14 protein-coding genes and 1 tRNA gene are annotated in these 15,340 nt (G+C 43.7%); 4 read left to right on the top strand and 11 right to left on the bottom strand.

The window, feature by feature from the left end:
- Nucleotides 1–84 precede the first annotated feature (84 nt).
- The 3 genes from DWY57_RS10570 to pnp form a co-directional block, all read right to left on the bottom strand.
- Nucleotides 85–1,020: a FecR family protein gene (locus DWY57_RS10570; protein ID WP_119961719.1), complete on the bottom strand. Its 936-nt coding sequence runs from the start codon at nucleotides 1,018–1,020 to the stop codon at nucleotides 85–87.
- 97 nt (nucleotides 1,021–1,117) lie between these two features.
- Nucleotides 1,118–1,690, bottom strand: a complete 573-nt coding sequence (locus tag DWY57_RS10565) for an RNA polymerase sigma-70 factor (protein ID WP_117599777.1) — start codon at nucleotides 1,688–1,690, stop codon at nucleotides 1,118–1,120.
- 170 nt (nucleotides 1,691–1,860) lie between these two features.
- The gene (gene pnp, locus DWY57_RS10560; protein WP_117599776.1) at nucleotides 1,861–4,005 is read right to left on the bottom strand and encodes a polyribonucleotide nucleotidyltransferase; all 2,145 of its coding nucleotides are present in this window, start codon (nucleotides 4,003–4,005) and stop codon (nucleotides 1,861–1,863) included.
- Nucleotides 4,006–4,212: 207 nt separating this feature from the next.
- Here pnp and DWY57_RS10555 point away from each other — a divergent pair, with 207 nt between their 5' ends.
- The 3 genes from DWY57_RS10555 (at nucleotide 4,213) to DWY57_RS10545 (ending at nucleotide 6,461) form a co-directional block, all read left to right on the top strand.
- The gene (locus DWY57_RS10555) at nucleotides 4,213–5,364 is read left to right on the top strand and encodes a thioredoxin-like domain-containing protein (protein ID WP_119961718.1); all 1,152 of its coding nucleotides are present in this window, start codon (nucleotides 4,213–4,215) and stop codon (nucleotides 5,362–5,364) included.
- Between the two features lie 190 nt (nucleotides 5,365–5,554).
- A complete protein-coding gene (greA, locus tag DWY57_RS10550; RefSeq protein ID WP_005824394.1) occupies nucleotides 5,555–6,019 on the top strand; it encodes a transcription elongation factor GreA in 465 nt (154 codons plus the stop codon).
- Between the two features lie 49 nt (nucleotides 6,020–6,068).
- A complete protein-coding gene (locus tag DWY57_RS10545; protein ID WP_117599774.1) occupies nucleotides 6,069–6,461 on the top strand; it encodes an HIT family protein in 393 nt (130 codons plus the stop codon).
- A gap of 98 nt (nucleotides 6,462–6,559) precedes the next feature.
- Here the strand turns inward: DWY57_RS10545 and DWY57_RS10540 are convergent, their stop codons facing one another.
- Nucleotides 6,560–7,645 (bottom strand): mannose-1-phosphate guanylyltransferase, encoded by a 1,086-nt coding sequence (locus tag DWY57_RS10540; protein WP_117599773.1) that lies wholly within the window; start codon nucleotides 7,643–7,645, stop codon nucleotides 6,560–6,562.
- A 157-nt stretch (nucleotides 7,646–7,802) separates the two neighbouring features.
- Between DWY57_RS10540 and DWY57_RS10535 the strand changes: the two genes are divergently transcribed.
- A tRNA-Leu gene (locus tag DWY57_RS10535) sits at nucleotides 7,803–7,886 on the top strand.
- Between the two features lie 112 nt (nucleotides 7,887–7,998).
- On the opposite strand, the gene DWY57_RS10530 is transcribed toward DWY57_RS10535, so the two are convergent.
- From DWY57_RS10530 to DWY57_RS10500, 7 genes are all read right to left on the bottom strand, one after another.
- A complete protein-coding gene (locus tag DWY57_RS10530; RefSeq protein ID WP_119961717.1) occupies nucleotides 7,999–8,661 on the bottom strand; it encodes an Abi family protein in 663 nt (220 codons plus the stop codon).
- 383 nt (nucleotides 8,662–9,044) lie between these two features.
- The gene (locus DWY57_RS10525) at nucleotides 9,045–9,500 is read right to left on the bottom strand and encodes a hypothetical protein (protein ID WP_005940157.1); all 456 of its coding nucleotides are present in this window, start codon (nucleotides 9,498–9,500) and stop codon (nucleotides 9,045–9,047) included.
- 6 nt (nucleotides 9,501–9,506) lie between these two features.
- On the bottom strand, nucleotides 9,507–10,718 hold the full coding sequence (locus tag DWY57_RS10520) for a hypothetical protein (protein ID WP_119961716.1): 1,212 nt from the start codon (nucleotides 10,716–10,718) through the stop codon (nucleotides 9,507–9,509).
- 206 nt (nucleotides 10,719–10,924) lie between these two features.
- On the bottom strand, nucleotides 10,925–12,328 hold the full coding sequence (locus DWY57_RS10515) for a mobilization protein (RefSeq protein WP_119961715.1): 1,404 nt from the start codon (nucleotides 12,326–12,328) through the stop codon (nucleotides 10,925–10,927).
- Nucleotides 12,329–12,609: 281 nt separating this feature from the next.
- The gene (locus tag DWY57_RS10510; RefSeq protein WP_119961714.1) at nucleotides 12,610–13,566 is read right to left on the bottom strand and encodes a toprim domain-containing protein; all 957 of its coding nucleotides are present in this window, start codon (nucleotides 13,564–13,566) and stop codon (nucleotides 12,610–12,612) included.
- Between the two features lie 232 nt (nucleotides 13,567–13,798).
- The gene (locus DWY57_RS10505) at nucleotides 13,799–14,989 is read right to left on the bottom strand and encodes a primase-helicase family protein (RefSeq protein WP_119961713.1); all 1,191 of its coding nucleotides are present in this window, start codon (nucleotides 14,987–14,989) and stop codon (nucleotides 13,799–13,801) included.
- A 4-nt stretch (nucleotides 14,990–14,993) separates the two neighbouring features.
- Entirely contained in the window at nucleotides 14,994–15,308 is a 315-nt protein-coding gene (locus DWY57_RS10500) for a helix-turn-helix domain-containing protein (RefSeq protein WP_117859757.1), read from the bottom strand.
- Nucleotides 15,309–15,340 lie beyond the last annotated feature (32 nt).

Below are 15,340 nucleotides of genomic sequence, written 5' to 3'. Positions count from 1 at the left end.
CTGTGTTAAGTTAATAAATTGATTAAGGTCGATTTTTGACTGTTTCGGATCGGAAAGTATGGGGGTACTTTCCGATCTTTTTTCTTACTCATATATAACAATTGAGTCCTTTTCTTCGTTGATGCGGAACTTGAAAGGATGGTCTTTCGAGATGGTCCGCAGTATGTGTTCGACACCGTCCTGCTCTCTGAACTTGCCGGTAAAGCTGCTGTAGTTCAGCAGTTGGGGACTGGCAACGGTTATTTTTACGTTATAGTATTTCTCCAGTCTACTGAGGATGCCGCTGAATGGGGCGTCGTCAAAACAGTATAGTCCCTCTTTCCAGCGTAGATATTCATAGGAAGGAAGGACGGTCTTTCTGCATTTTCCATTTTCATTGAGAAATACCTCGTCTTTCTGCAACCTGGTGATTATCTGGCTGCTGTTGGCCGGATAGATATCGACGACACCTTCTACCAATGTGGTTCCGAACTCATGACTCCCACTATAGGCACAAACATTGAAACTCGTTCCTACAACTTTTACCTTGTTCGTTTCTGTATGTACATAGAATGGGATACTCTTGTTTTTGGCTACTTCAAAGTAGGCCTCTCCGTCCAGCTCCACATTCCGTTCGTTGCGTCCGAAGTTGGCGGCATATTTCATGGTAGACTTGGAGTTCAGCCATACGCGCGTTCCATCGGCAAGGGTAATCTGCGCCCGTTGTCCGGCAGGCACGGTGACTGTTTGCAATTGTACCTCCTTGTTATATAGAAAGTCGGAGGTGATGAAATAACCGGCTATGGCGACAATGGTGACGGCGGCTATGCGGGCCGTCCAGCGGAGCATCGGCATGATGCGCACCGTTTTCTTTTCATTGTTGTCCTGTTTGTCCGAGAACAAGGAAATGTCATATATCATGCGCTCTTTCAGGAAGGTGTCCCGGTTTTCATCCGAGGCGTCTACCCAGTCGAGTATCATCTTTTCTTCTTCAATGGAAGTAATACCTTTGAAATATTTATATAATAGCTCTTGGTTCATTGTCAATAATTTGTTTCTTTTCTAAAATGTGCTCTTTTTACCTTTTGTATATATAACCGGAAAGTGGGCGGTAACCCTATTCCGTAGAGGCATCTTTTTAGGATATTAATATAATGAGTATAGTTATAAGATAATCTTTCAGTCTCAGCCGGAGAATTCGCAGCACTTTGGTGATGTGTGCCTCTACGGTCTTAAGTGATATGTTCAGGCTATCGGCAATCTGCTTGTTTGCCAGGTTCTGGTATCGGCTCAACATGAATATCCTCCGGCTTTGTTCGGGCATTTCCTGCAAGGTCTTATTTACGATATGTTGTATTTCCGTATTGAATATCTTGTCTGGTTCGCAGGCTTTCAGGGTGGAGATACGTAAGTCCAATTCGCGCAGGTTGTGGCTACTGATGGTTTCTTCCGCCCGTAGACGCACCTGCTTGTGCTCGAGTACGTGCAGGGCTTTGTTCTTTATGATGGTCAGCAGCAGGGCATGCAGGTTACTATTTTCTTCCCAGCGGTCTCGATTTTCCCATAGGGCAATCATGGATTCCATCACAACGTCTTCCGCTTCCGCTTTATCCCTGAGATAAGAATAAGCAAAGGCCAAAAACTTTTCTTGGTTTTCCTGGAAAAAGCGTGAGAAAAGATTCATAGTATGTAGGCTCCTTAAACCGGACATTAATTGAGGTTCTTTATGGAATATAAGGCTTTATATAGCAAAAAACATAATCTTTTTGGAATATGCAAGCATTGTGCCTTGTTTTTTCGGAGCCATTCTGGCTGTATGGACAAAAAGAAAGCCTGATGGAGCTCCACCAGGCTTTATATGCTTAAAGAATAAGAGATTTCTTATTTCTTTTCCGGTCTTTCTTGTCTTTCCGGTCTTGGAAGCAATACTTTACGTGACAGCTTGAATTTTCCGGTCTTCGGGTCGATGTCGAGAAGTTTTACGTCGATTTCGTCACCTTCCTTGATACCGGCTTCTTCCACTGTTTCCAGACGTTTCCAGTCGATTTCGGAGATATGGAGCAAACCGTCCTTACCCGGCAGGAATTCAACGAATGCGCCGTAAGGCATAATGGAGCGTACCTTGCCTTTGTAGACTTCGCCTACTTCAGGGACAGCCACAATGCCTTTGATGATACGCATAGCATCATCGATGCTCTTCTTGTTGGTACCGGCGATTTCGATTCTACCGATGTTGTCCACTTCTTCAATTGTGATGGTGGCACCGGTTTCTTCCTGCATACCTTGGATAATCTTTCCACCAGGACCGATGACAGCACCGATGAATTCTTTAGGAATGGTCATTGTCTCGATACGCGGAGCGTGAGGTTTCAGGTCTTCGCGAGGCTCGGCGATGCACTCGGTAATTTTTCCCAAGATATATTCGCGGCCTTCTTTAGCCTGCAGCAAAGCCTTTTCAAGGATTTCGTATGACAGACCATCCACTTTGATATCCATCTGAGTGGCGGTGATACCGTCTTTTGTTCCGGTCACTTTGAAGTCCATGTCGCCCAAGTGGTCCTCATCACCGAGGATGTCGGACAATACGGCATATTTGTCTTCGCCTGCATTCTTAATCAATCCCATGGCGATACCTGATACCGGTTTTTTGATTTTCACACCTGCATCCATCAATGCCAAAGTTCCGGCACATACGGTAGCCATGGAAGAAGAACCGTTTGATTCGAGGATGTCGGATACTACGCGTACTACGTACGGATAGTCTGCGGGAATCTGTCCCTTCAAGGCACGCCATGCTAAGTGCCCATGACCGATTTCACGGCGGCCTACACCGCGTTGTGCCTTAGCTTCGCCTGTAGAGAATGGAGGGAAGTTATAGTGCAGAAGGAAACGTTCTTTTCCGTGTTCCAATACGTCGTCGATAATCTTCTCGTCCAACTTGGTACCTAAAGTCACTGTAGACAAAGACTGTGTCTCGCCACGTGTAAAAATAGCGGAGCCGTGAGGGCCGGGCAGGTAGCTGGTCTCACACCAGATAGGACGGATTTCGGTGGTCTTACGTCCATCAAGGCGCTTGCCTTCGTCCAGAATGGAACGGCGCATCGCCTCTTTTTCCACATCATGATAGTAACGGTCGATGAGGGCTGCCTTTTCTTCCAATTCTTCTTCGGAGAACTGTGCCTTGAATTCTTCGCGGATGGCATCGAAAGCATCCATGCGTTCGTGCTTGTTCTTGTTTCCGGAAGCGGCGATGGCATAAGCCTTGTCGTAGCAAGCGTCGTGAACGGCTTTACGAAGTTCTTCGTCGTTCACTTCGTGGCAATATTCGCGTTTCACGGTAGAGCCTACTTCCTCTGCCAGTTCCATCTGTGCCTTACACTGAATCTTAATGGCTTCGTGTGCGGCCTTCATAGCTTCCAGCAAGTCCTGCTCGGAAACTTCGTCCATTTCGCCTTCCACCATCATGATGTTTTCATAAGTGGCGCCCACCATCAAATCCATATCGGCTTGCTCCAGTTGCTCAAAGGTAGGGTTGATGACAAATTGTCCGTTGATGCGTGCTACGCGTACTTCGGAAATAGGTCCGTTGAAGGGGATATCTGAAACTGCAAGTGCGGCAGAAGCAGCGAGTCCGGCCAGAGCATCGGGCATATCTACGCCGTCTGCCGAGAAAAGAATGATGTTTACGTATACCTCTGCATGGAAATTATCAGGGAATAAGGGGCGGAGAGCACGGTCAACGAGGCGGCAAGTGAGGATTTCGTAGTCAGAAGCGCGTCCTTCACGTTTTGTGAAACCGCCGGGGAAACGTCCGAATGCGGAGAATTTTTCTTTGTACTCTACTTGTAATGGCATGAAATCTGTTCCGGGAACTGCGTCCTTGGCGGCACAAACAGTAGCTAAAAGCATGGTATTGCCCATACGAAGCATTACAGAACCGTCTGCCTGTTTTGCCAGCTTTCCCGTTTCGAGCGTGATGGTTCTGCCATCAGGAAGCTCGATCGTCTTAACAATTGGGTTAATCATAAAAAATGTTTTATATCTAATTTTCTTTCAAAATTCGTGCAAAGATACATAATTTATTCATGTAAAATGGTGGGAATGAGATAAAAAGTTTGTATTTAGTTGTTTTTTGCTGTTTTCTATATGTAAGAACGTGGGAAAATGCTTTGACTGAACTTGAAAAGAAGTATATTTGCAGGCACGTTTGCAAAACAAAACTGAAGATACGATATGAAGAAAATCTTTTTTATGGCACTTGCTGCAATAGCATTGGGTGCATGTAATTCCGAACCTAAATTCAAAGTAGAGGGTGAAGTGTCTGGTGCCGACGGCAAGATGCTTTATTTGGAAGCCTCGGCATTGGAAGGTATTGTTCCTTTGGATTCTGTAAAACTGAAAGGGGATGGTTCTTTCCACTTCAAGCAGGTACGTCCGGTGTCTCCGGAATTCTATCGTTTGCGGGTAGATGACAAGGTTATTAATTTCTCGGTAGATTCGACGGAAACGGTTTTGGTAAGGGCACCTTATACCGATTTTGCCACTGCCTATACGGTCGAAGGTTCTCCGAACAGCTTGAAGATAAAGGACTTGACGCTGAAACAGATGAAGCTTCAGGACAATGTGAATGCATTGCTGCAGTCGGTGCAAGCGCATAAGATAGGCGCTGATGTTTTTGAGGACAGCCTTGCCTCTTTATTGAAGAACTATAAGGATGAAGTGAAAATCAGCTATATTTTTGCCGCTCCCAATACGGCTGCCGCCTATTTCGCCTTGTTTCAGAAGCTGAATAATTATTTGATTTTCGACCCCTTGAACAATAAGGAAGACGTTAAGTGTTTTGCAGCCGTGGCAACCAGCCTGAACAATTATTATCCGGATGCAGACCGCTCCAAGAACCTCTACAACATTGTAATAAAGGGAATGAAGAATACCCGTACTCCGCAACAGAAGGTGGTGGAAATCCCTGAAGAGGTAATTTCCGAAACCGGCGTTATCGACATTAGCCTACGTGACATGAAGGGTAACACACGTAAGTTGAGCGAATTGAAAGGCAAGGCTGTTATTGTGGATTTCACTGTTTATCAGAGTGCCGTTTCTGCTACACATAATTATATGTTGCGCGACTTGTACGACAAGTATGCTGCCCAGGGATTGGAGATCTATCAGGTTTCTCTGGATGCAGACGAGCACTATTGGAAAACAACTGCCGATAATCTACCTTGGATTTGTGTGCGCGACGGCAATGGAATCTATTCGTCTATAGCGGCTTCTTATAATGTGAAGAATGTGCCTTCTGTGTTCCTGGTCAACAAGAACAATGAGCTGAGTGCCCGTGGAGAGAGTATTAAAGACTTGGAGGCGGCAGTGAAAGCATTGCTGTAACATGTTATAAATAAGAAGTTTTCGTTTAAATATGTTACAAAGCAGCCTTTTATGCTTGACACGCATTGCATAAAAGGCTATCTTTGCAAAGGAAAATCGGAAAGAGGGTTCCAGCATGCTGACCATGTTGGAATTCTTTTTTGTTTATAGTACCATTAAAAACTAACATAACATTTAAGGAGGAAAAAGTATGGCTTATATGTCAGAAGACGGCTACAAGAAATTAATGGCCGAATTGAAACATCTGGAGACGGTGGAACGTCCCAAAATATCGGCTGCCATTGCCGAAGCGCGTGACAAAGGTGATTTGTCGGAAAATGCAGAGTATGACGCTGCCAAGGAAGCTCAAGGTATGCTTGAGATGAAAATTAACAATTTGAAGCTGACCATTGCCGACGCCAAGATTATTGATGAGTCGAAGTTGAAAACCGATTCTGTACAGATTCTTAATAAAGTAGAGCTTAAGAACGTGAAGAATGGCATGAAGATGGTTTATACCATCGTTTCCGAAAGTGAAGCCAATCTGAAGGAAGGAAAGATTTCCGTGAATACTCCGATTGCACAAGGTCTGCTTGGCAAGAAAGTAGGTGACATCGCAGAAATCAAAGTTCCGCAGGGCATGATTAACCTGGAAGTAGTGAACATATCATTTTAAAGGAAGGCAGGTCCGCATACGGGCTTGCCTTATTTTATAATTTATAGCTATGGCAACAATATTCAGTAGAATTATCGCAGGTGAAATACCTTGCTACAAGGTGGCGGAGGATGACAGATTCTTTGCGTTCCTTGACATCAATCCGTTGGTAAAAGGTCATACATTGGTCATTCCCAAGCAGGAAGTAGATTATATTTTCGATTTGAATGATGAGGATTTGGCGGCGATGCATGTTTTCGCCAAGAGAGTGGCGCTTGCCATTGGCAAGGCCTTCCCGTGTAGAAAGGTAGGAGAAGCGGTATTGGGGCTGGAAGTGCCTCATGCGCACATACATCTGATTCCTATGCAGAACGAAAAAGATATGCTTTTTTCCAATCCCAAACTGAAACTGACGGACGAAGAATTCAAAGCTGTGGCGGAAGCCATCCGTGCAGCGCTTTAACCGGTTTATTTTCCTCCCCTAAATAAACGGAAGCGGGAGTTGGAACTCATCCAACTCCCGCTATTTTTACCTTCGGCACCTATCCTTTAATTCTTAATTTAAATGTATTTTTCTCCCAATTTTATCTGGGCGTCATTCACATATTTGCGGATGGTATGTTCTTCATCCTTCTTGCAAATCAGTAATACATTGTCCGACTCGGCTATGAGATAACCTTCCAAACCGTCGATAACTGCAAGTTTGTTGTCGGGCAGCACCACGATATTGTCCTTGCTGTTATAGATGAGTGATTTACATTTTAGAGCTACATTGCCTGCCTCATCTTTAGGAGACAAATCATACAAAGACCCCCAGGTTCCTAAATCAGACCAACCGAAATCGCCTAATGATACATATACATTGTCAGCCTTTTCCATGATGCCGAAGTCTATAGATACATTGGGGCAAGCCGGGAAGTTCTCATCAATGAATTGTTTCTCCTGGGCTGTTCCGTACACATCTTTGCCAGGGGCCAGTTTGGATGTCAGCTCGGGCAGCAGGGCTTCGTTTGCCTTAATGATGGTATTTACGTTCCACATGAACAGACCGGAGTTCCAATAGAATTCTCCGCTTTCCACGAATACTTTTGCCAGTTCCAGTTCGGGCTTTTCAGTGAAGGTTTTTACCTTGTAGAAGTTATCACCAGCGGTTTCGGCTATTTGTATATAACCATATCCAGTTTCTGGACGGTTGGGCTTGATACCGAGTGTCAGCAGATTATCGGATTGGGAAACGAAGTCCAGTCCTTTTTCGATAGCGGCCAGAAATTCGCCTTCCTTCAGAATTAAGTGGTCCGAAGGAGCTACCACTATATTGGCGTCCGGATTCAAGGCGCGGATATGATAGGAAGCCCACGCGATGCAGGGAGCTGTATTCCTGCGTGTCGGCTCCAGTAGAATCTGTTCGGGTTTAAGTTCGGGAAGCTGTTCTTTTACAAGGTCGGCATATAAGTCATTTGTTACGATAAGTATATTTTCCATGGGGATTACCTGCTTGAAGCGATCGAAGGTTTGCTGCAGCAAGGAACGTCCCGTACCAAAGAAATCCAGAAACTGTTTTGGAAGTGTCTTGCGGCTGAATGGCCAGAAACGGCTGCCGATTCCTCCGCCCATAATTACACAGAAATTATCCTTATTGGTTACCATGCTATTGATTTTAAAAGTTTCTGCTAATGTACTGCATATTTTACAAACAAGGAATGATTCAAGTCGGTTTTATCGTTTTTTTCGCCTTTTTTTAGGAAAAGTATTGCAGGTTTAGAAAAAAGCTGTATCTTTGCACCGCATTTGAGAAATCAAACATGCCCAGATGGCGGAATCGGTAGACGCGCTGGTCTCAAACACCAGTGGATTCACTTCCATCCCGGTTCGACCCCGGGTCTGGGTACGAGGATAAAAGCTAAGTAATTGATAATTCAATACTTAGCTTTTTCTTTTTATCGGAGATGTTCCCAAATTGTTCCCAATCATCCTTATGTATTCCACCAAAGATGGGGCATTTATTTCATGCCATCTATTACTTTTAGTATAGAATCGGGCTTTTCTACCATTCGCAATACAGAATCCGAATCAAATCCCATATATTCTATATAGGTTCGTATTAACTCATAATGCTCTTTGGCATATTTTGTATCTATCGCACGTGTAGCGTTGAAGCAGATAGGTTCATGATGTGCTATTCGGTTACGAAATTCACGGATGGCAGTCAATTGTTTGTAGATGTCTGTTTGTTTTAAGCCATGCGCTTTGTTGGGAAATATTTGAAGAAGTGTTTTTCCTCCTATGCGATAATTGCGTCTTGTAAACAGATAAGTCCAGAAACCAAATGTAAAGGAAGCTACCATCTTATCGTTGTTGTACACTCCCATATTGGTATAAGTACGCTGTATGCGTACTATTTCGGAAGCTTCCTGTTCAAGTAATCCATTGGGTCTTGCTTGGTTGATTATCCAATTATCATCATTGAAATATTGTTTGTAGTGAGTGTTTATGGCATTGCGTAGCATTATCTCAAACATACCGATAACCCCATAAAAACGTTGGCTTAACTTGATGTTATATTGGTATAGACGCAAGGCCTTGGCTTTTTCATTGCCGCTTGCTTGTGCGTATTTATTTAATCTTGCAGGGGATAGTACCTGCAAACATTCGTCATATTTCATTTGGTATAAGTTTAAAAGCGGAACTTCTCTTGCAAATATAGAAATTAATGCCTATATTTGCAAGCGTAAGACCCTGTTGTCCCTGCTGAACAAGCAAACTTCAGGGTTATTGTTTTTTATGTACCTATGATAATGGCAGAATTTTGTTAGAGCCTGTCTCTCTGTAATAAATGCTGAAAATCAGTAGATTACAAAATAAATACCCATTTTTACACCCAAGAATGTAAAACTGGGTGTTTTTGTATTATTTAAGAAATGAATTTTAGCTGGGGTTTATTAAACAAGATACTATTTTTCTTAGAATACAAAGATACATCAAAGGTTGCCTATGTACATGCGAATGCATTAGATAGGCAACCTTTAGTTTTTTAAGTGGCATTGCATTACTTAGGAAATGTGGCTTCAATTTGTTTGGCAACACGTTTTATAGCACCTCTAATGTCTGCAGATACGCTCAATCCTAATGTACTGTATGCACCACGACATGAAGCTATCGGGCGACCCGTGAGGAAATCTATGAAATTCACAGTTACAATGGATTCTTCTTCTAAAATATCTACCCCATATTTTACCATAAGCAGTTTTGACTGTTGTGTTGCAGTCAGCTCATTTATACGCATATCACTGACCAACGTAAGACGAGAGCCTTCTACTGCATCAAACAACTGTATTTCGTATTCCATCAGTTGGGCAGGAATGTGATAGGTGTCATTGTTGATGATTGAGGCATATTCATATTTAGACAAATCTGCATTTTGCGACACAACGCTTTTAGAGGTTGTGCAAGATGATACGGCTATTCCGATAAAAAATAGGAATGTGATAATTACTCTATTCATAAATACTTATTTAGGTTCGATATGCAAATAATAGCTTTCTTCTGCCAATCCCTCCTCATCAGGAAGCCGATGCAACATCAGCATGCGGGTGGTTTCATTTTCCCAATACCTTTCAGCCACTACACCTTTTTCAGGCAGACATTTGAATAGACTTTCTTTGCCGTTGGCATTTTCTCCAGTACCAAGACTGTTTTCCATCAGTATCATGACTGCCTTTTTAGTTGTCGGCAGAAAGTCTGCATCCGGCAGCAATTTATGGTTTACTGGGACAAATCGAGAATAAGGATTATAGCCCTTGGCAACAATGTCATACAACTTGTACTCATAATTTCGATCCAACAGACAATAGGCCGTCAGATTCGTAGGCTTCTGTAGATTAATTGCGCCCCATTCAAGTCCCAAAAAATCGCGGTCATAAAGCGTGATGCGATGCGAAGTTTCATATTCCACTTTTCCATCGCGGTAGCCTTTCAGATGGCTCTTTACCGTACCGCTCTTGAAGAAGTGCGAACTCCATTGTGTAGTGATATGTGTTTCAGCGCTTTCTGCAGAAACTTTGTTTTCAGCCACTTTGAATGTGTGAGGAAAATCATCTGCGCTCCACACAATAGAATCATAATAGTGTGTGAACTCAGGGATGTCTATGGGTGAATATTCACCGTTTATATCCGTGATTCGGAAGGTAATCAAATCGAGAGGTGCCGGCAGCGGACTTTCAATCTTCATAAAGGGAGTATATTCGGACATTATCATCTTGAACTTCGCTTCTTCGGGCAACCCCTCCGGCTGTGGGTCTGTGGGACCCTCCTCGTTAATGACTCTGGAAAAACCGATAAGCGTATACACTTTTCTATCCCCGTCATTGGCTGAAATCTGAATTTCTTCGTGTGTTAGTGCTACATCATCAGGAGTAGATGGAGCGAAGTGAATTTTCACCTGATTGCCTTCTATCTTGAGGGTGGCCCATCCACAATCGTATACGTAAGAATCTCCTGATATGGGGTTGAGCACATCATAATTCTCACAAGTCATTACCATATCACCTCCCTTGCCATTCGTCTCAAAAAAATAGGACGGAGAAACGTCTGTGGTTGATTTTAAAAATTGGACGTTTGCAGGCGTAATGATTTCATATGACCACTCCATGGGTCTTGCTGGTAAAACATCATCCTTGTCGCAAGCCGTTAAGAGCAGGTAGACAAGCATCATAAAAGGCATGAACAATTTATTCATATTCGTATCATATACTCTATTGGTCCCATTCGAGTGGCTAAATGGATTATGAGAAACGTGAACCAATTATGCTGCATCCTAAGCAACCAGATGAACATACCGTTTCTTTGATTTCTTATTCTTGGATAGATGATTCTATCCAAATGTAAAATTAGTCATTTAATCGAGATTTTGTTTTATGTTGAACGAATTTATAATTTGAATCCTCTGTTTTTTTGTTCTCTCTGCACCGAGTTACGCAGATTCTGCTGTAACTTCTCCCATTGCTCCTTGAACCATTCGCCTATCGGCTGCCTGTTTATGGTCAGTACCAATTTATTTTCATCAACCGGACTTTTCTCCACCTTGAAAATGTCATTCTTTATTTCAAATTTTCGTCTATGTTCTTCGGAGTAAAGTTTTCCGCTGCATCTGATAGCTTCCCTTTTGGTCAAAAGACTGTTTACCATATCTTTGGTAAATCCGATGGCATAGCACAGTCTTTCCATTCTCAACATTTCTTTGAGTAATGGGAACCAGTTGAACGCTTTTTCAAGAATGGTATTCAATCGTGATATTTCCTTGTCTTTGGCTTCAAGTTCTTGATTATGTATTCCTTGTATGTTACGAATCTGCTTACTATGCTGTTCCTGCATTTGTTGCATCTTGGCTTTTAATTCATCAATGCCCTTGTCACGTTTGGCAATTTCATGACGTAAATTCTCGTTAGATTGTTCCAAATCTTTCAATTTACCGCTGCCGAAAAGAGAACCGACACCGCTTGCTATGGCTGTGGCTGCATCAGTGGCTACACTTTTGAGTTTGTCGGTGCGTATCTCTGCTTTTACCTGTTTGAGTTCCTGCTCGGCAAGACTTACCTGTTGCTCCTTGTGTCGCTTGGTTTCCTCTATACGTTGCAGTTCGGCTTTCTGTTTCTCAATGATAAAGTCGTTTCGCTCCAAATGCTCCTTACCTGTGACAGCCTTTGACTGCCCACGTTCCATTAGGAGAATATCGGAAGCCAAGGTCTGCATGGTTGCCATATCTTCGTCATTGAGCTTTCGGCTCTTTCCGGTTTCATGGTTCATCCAGTCGAATACGACATGAGCATGATAATTTGGTTTGAACCATCTGTTACCGACTTGGAAGCTCTCTTTGTCTTCCGCTTTCGGCTGACCGTTCAGCCAATGCCCTTCGTCTTTGTGCAGGAAAATTTGTAGCGGAGTGATGCCCCAGCGTCTTTGACACTCTTCACCGAATTTGCGTACATCAGTTAGTGTGGTGTCCGGCCTGATGAGCAATACTCCTTCACGGATGGGTGAACATCCCGCCACCTTGATAATCTTTCCATTCTTTCCCTTACGTTCTCTTTCCTTTTCCTGCATGGCACGTCCGGTCTTTTCCTTGACCATTTGCTTGATATTGTTATAATGAGTTCGCAGTTCGGGAGTGCCGAAGTCGGGATTTATCCACTGTTCGTTATCGGTGGAAAGTTCGGGAACGACATAGATTCTGGACTCTCCGATATTGCGCATGTATTCGGCAGTCCTTCGGTTGTGCGCCTCGCTCGATGCGATTCTGCAAGGTTTGATATGTATGCTTGATTTTGTTGCCATAGCTTCTTTTCTTTGTTTGCAATTGATTATTCTGCTCGCTTTCGCAGAGGGGTTATTTTATGAATCTCGGCTGCATTCGGCATAGGTCAAGCAAGCTTGCCTCTGCTCTCATTTGCACGAGATTTCTTAGGGGTAACCCATAAGCGGAGATTGCAAAGAGAGGGTCACTCTTTGCTCGGGGTTCTCAGGGGTGAAACGTCCTGAGTGGGTCATTAGGGCAAAGCCCTAATCCCCTCGGGAGAGCCCACAACTACGAAAGCGGAGCGTGTAGTTATAGTGGGCTATAACCGAAAGCCGTTTTTCTTTTTCGGTGACTGGCTGCTCACTTCTTTGACGGATTGGAGCTGCCCTTTTTTCTCAGCCTGTTTCTGTAAGTATTCGTTCAAGTCCTTGCATCCGCTGTAAGTCTGTGAAGCGTCACGGATGTATCGGTCTCTGCCGTATTCCTTGCGGATTTGTTGGAGGGCTTCCATGCCTGCATGGTCGTTATCAAAAAAACAGTGGATGCGTTCGTAGCTGCCCAACGGATAGAGAGCTTTATTCACGTTCGATACGGAATTTAATACGATATAGTCCTGTCCGTCCAATTCCGGATAATTTGGGCAGTTCTCCTGTCTCAATGTCAGAAAGGAGAGGTAGTCCATAAATCCCTCGAACACATAACAGGTATTCCTCGCTTTCCCAGACTGTCTGATGTGGGAGATTTCCTTTGGAGCGATGCAGCCCTTGAAATAGCGGTTGCGAACCTCAAACCCACTCGAAGCATTGGGAAAGGCGATGGCAAAGTACCGCTTGCCGTTGTGGGTGAAACGGGCTTCACTACATTCTCTTTTCGCCAGTTCTATGTTAATTCCTCTACCTTGTAAGTAGGCAAGCAGGGCAGGAGATGACAACGGAAGAATCTCCAACTGTTGGAAGCTCGGCTCGGAAGAGTTTTGCTTTCCAAAAGAGAAAGATACCGGGCGCACGTGCGGCGTCTGCTCCGCTATCCGTTTCAAAATGTAAGGTACATGGTCGGTAGCATACAGATGTGCAGCCAGTGCAATGATGTTTCCGCCCTTTCCCAAACCGAAGTCATACCATTGTTCACGTTCGGTATTCACTTTGAACGATGCTTCACTCTCTTCCCGAAATGGGGATTTGTACCAAAGGTTGATACCTTGTTGTTTTACTGGTGAATAACCCAAGCTGTGCAGGTAGTCGGCTATTCGTATGCTCTTAGCTTCTTCTATTGTCATTTTCTTACGGATTTGTTGGTGAATGAAAAAATGATGATTTGATGAATTTGAAATGTAACACGCTGTTAAACAGAACTGTATCGGTTCATCTTTTTCTCATCAGATTGCTTGCCAAAAGAGAAATGATGTTTTCTTTTTTCATCAGCAATCGTTGTTGATGAGTGTTTGATGAATACATATCTATCTGTAAGGCAATATGTTACTTCCCTTATTCATCATTTCATCAAAATAATTAGATAGCGGTCAGTTGTTCTTTCGTTACCGTATAAAACCGACCAGTTTTCCTTTTCGGCTCATAGTGGCACTCACGATGGGGTGCGAACTCATAAGCGGTGTAGGATAGCGAATTGTGTGCGGAAGTAAGTTTCCATACTTCCTGCACAACTTTCCTCACTTGATACTTTTCAACCTTGACCTGTGAATAGAGTAGCAAGGTTACAAGGTCGTTCAGGCAGAATGATACGCTTTCCACGTTCATGTTCGACATGATGTCAAGCAACAACTCGGTCATTTCTATTTCCAGTCGGTTGCGGTTGCTTCGGATTATTTTCTGCAAGGCTGCGGTATGTGTCAGTCTTGGGTTGAACCACATACGGCTTTCCTGTGTTGTGGATAGTTCCCTTTGGGTCAGGAAATAAAGAAATGCGGGTATTTCCGCTTTTAGCTTTTGCAGAAAGTTGGTATCATCACTCTGCAACGGCATTATCTTCCGCACCCAGTAGCGTGTTTCTCCTGCGTCTATGAGTATGGGCAGATATTCGTTGTTGGAACATAGCACGAACTTGGCAAAGAAAGCAATCTCCGTTCGGTCTTTGCCTTTGGCTTCCACCTTGTAGGTGAAAGTGGTGCTCAGGTTTTTCAACCGTTCGCTGTCTTCCCTGCGGTTGAGCAAAACTTCGTCCACAACGATTAGCAGCTTTCCTGCCCAGTCGGAATTGAACTGGCTGCGGAAATCCTCGTTGGTATTGAAAGTCACATTATTCTCAAACACGGCTTTCAGAAAGTTCAAGAACGTGCTTTTGCCTGTGTTGCGTTCTTCTGAAACAAGCAGGACAATGGGCAGCTTCTGTATCGGCTGTAGATACAGAAGTTGCATATAATCCATGCCCAGCTCGTATTGCTCTCCGAAGATGTGCCGCATCAAGGATTGGATGTGGGAGAAGTCCCCCTGCTGCGGTTTATGCTCTATCGGCTCGTAAAGGTTCAGAAACCCCTCAATCTCCTTTTGGTAGTTCAGATGATTGGGAACAGTGCAAAAGCCGTCATACTTGGGGACGGTGGCAAGATAATTCTTTCCATAGTCCTGCCGTAATGTGCTGTTGTTCCATACGACACGTTTCTTCTCATAACCGCCATTGGCGCATGGCTGATTGACTACCTTGTACAAAGTTGTTCCTACGCGCATATATTCTTCCTCCTTCATAGGCTTAGATTAAAGGGTTGTGTTCACCTAAGATTCTCTGAATGTCGGATTGTCGGTATCTGACCTTGTTTCCAACCTTTACAGGCTTCAGATAGTTTTTCTTAGACCAGTGCCAGAGTGTGGTATCACAAACACCGCACATCGTTTTCACTTCCTCTTTGGTTAGATACTTCTCCTTTCTTGCTTCCGCAATGGCGGTAGAAAGTTCATGTTTCGCACGGCTGATTAACTGGTTGGAGAATAATAGCAAATCTTCTCCTGTTACTTCCAACTTGATGTTGCCGTTTCCGTTTTGAATAATTGCCAATATGTCTGTCATAGGCTTCTTGAAACTGCCGGTTGTAAGACTTC

Origin of the sequence: Bacteroides sp. AF25-5LB, from assembly GCF_003602965.1 — a bacterium.
GTDB lineage: Bacteria > Bacteroidota > Bacteroidia > Bacteroidales > Bacteroidaceae > Bacteroides > Bacteroides uniformis.
Note: the sequence above shows the minus strand (reverse complement) of the source record. Positions and strands in the feature narration are given on the sequence as shown.

Excerpts from the sequence above, each read along its gene's own strand:
- DWY57_RS10555 (WP_119961718.1), top strand. The coding sequence starts at position 4,213 with ATGAAGAAAATCTTTTTTATGGCACTTGCTGCAATAGCATTGGGTGCA.
- DWY57_RS10525 (WP_005940157.1), bottom strand. The coding sequence starts at position 9,500 with ATGAATAGAGTAATTATCACATTCCTATTTTTTATCGGAATAGCCGTA.
- DWY57_RS10540 (WP_117599773.1), bottom strand. The coding sequence starts at position 7,645 with ATGGTAACCAATAAGGATAATTTCTGTGTAATTATGGGCGGAGGAATC.
- DWY57_RS10500 (WP_117859757.1), bottom strand. The coding sequence starts at position 15,308 with ATGACAGACATATTGGCAATTATTCAAAACGGAAACGGCAACATCAAG.
- DWY57_RS10530 (WP_119961717.1), bottom strand. The coding sequence starts at position 8,661 with ATGAAATATGACGAATGTTTGCAGGTACTATCCCCTGCAAGATTAAAT.
- DWY57_RS10515 (WP_119961715.1), bottom strand. The coding sequence starts at position 12,328 with ATGGCAACAAAATCAAGCATACATATCAAACCTTGCAGAATCGCATCG.
- DWY57_RS10520 (WP_119961716.1), bottom strand. The coding sequence starts at position 10,718 with ATGCCTTTTATGATGCTTGTCTACCTGCTCTTAACGGCTTGCGACAAG.
- DWY57_RS10570 (WP_119961719.1), bottom strand. The coding sequence starts at position 1,020 with ATGAACCAAGAGCTATTATATAAATATTTCAAAGGTATTACTTCCATT.
- DWY57_RS10565 (WP_117599777.1), bottom strand. The coding sequence starts at position 1,690 with ATGTCCGGTTTAAGGAGCCTACATACTATGAATCTTTTCTCACGCTTT.
- pnp (WP_117599776.1), bottom strand. The coding sequence starts at position 4,005 with ATGATTAACCCAATTGTTAAGACGATCGAGCTTCCTGATGGCAGAACC.
- DWY57_RS10510 (WP_119961714.1), bottom strand. The coding sequence starts at position 13,566 with ATGACAATAGAAGAAGCTAAGAGCATACGAATAGCCGACTACCTGCAC.
- DWY57_RS10505 (WP_119961713.1), bottom strand. The coding sequence starts at position 14,989 with ATGAAGGAGGAAGAATATATGCGCGTAGGAACAACTTTGTACAAGGTA.
- DWY57_RS10545 (WP_117599774.1), top strand. The coding sequence starts at position 6,069 with ATGGCAACAATATTCAGTAGAATTATCGCAGGTGAAATACCTTGCTAC.
- greA (WP_005824394.1), top strand. The coding sequence starts at position 5,555 with ATGGCTTATATGTCAGAAGACGGCTACAAGAAATTAATGGCCGAATTG.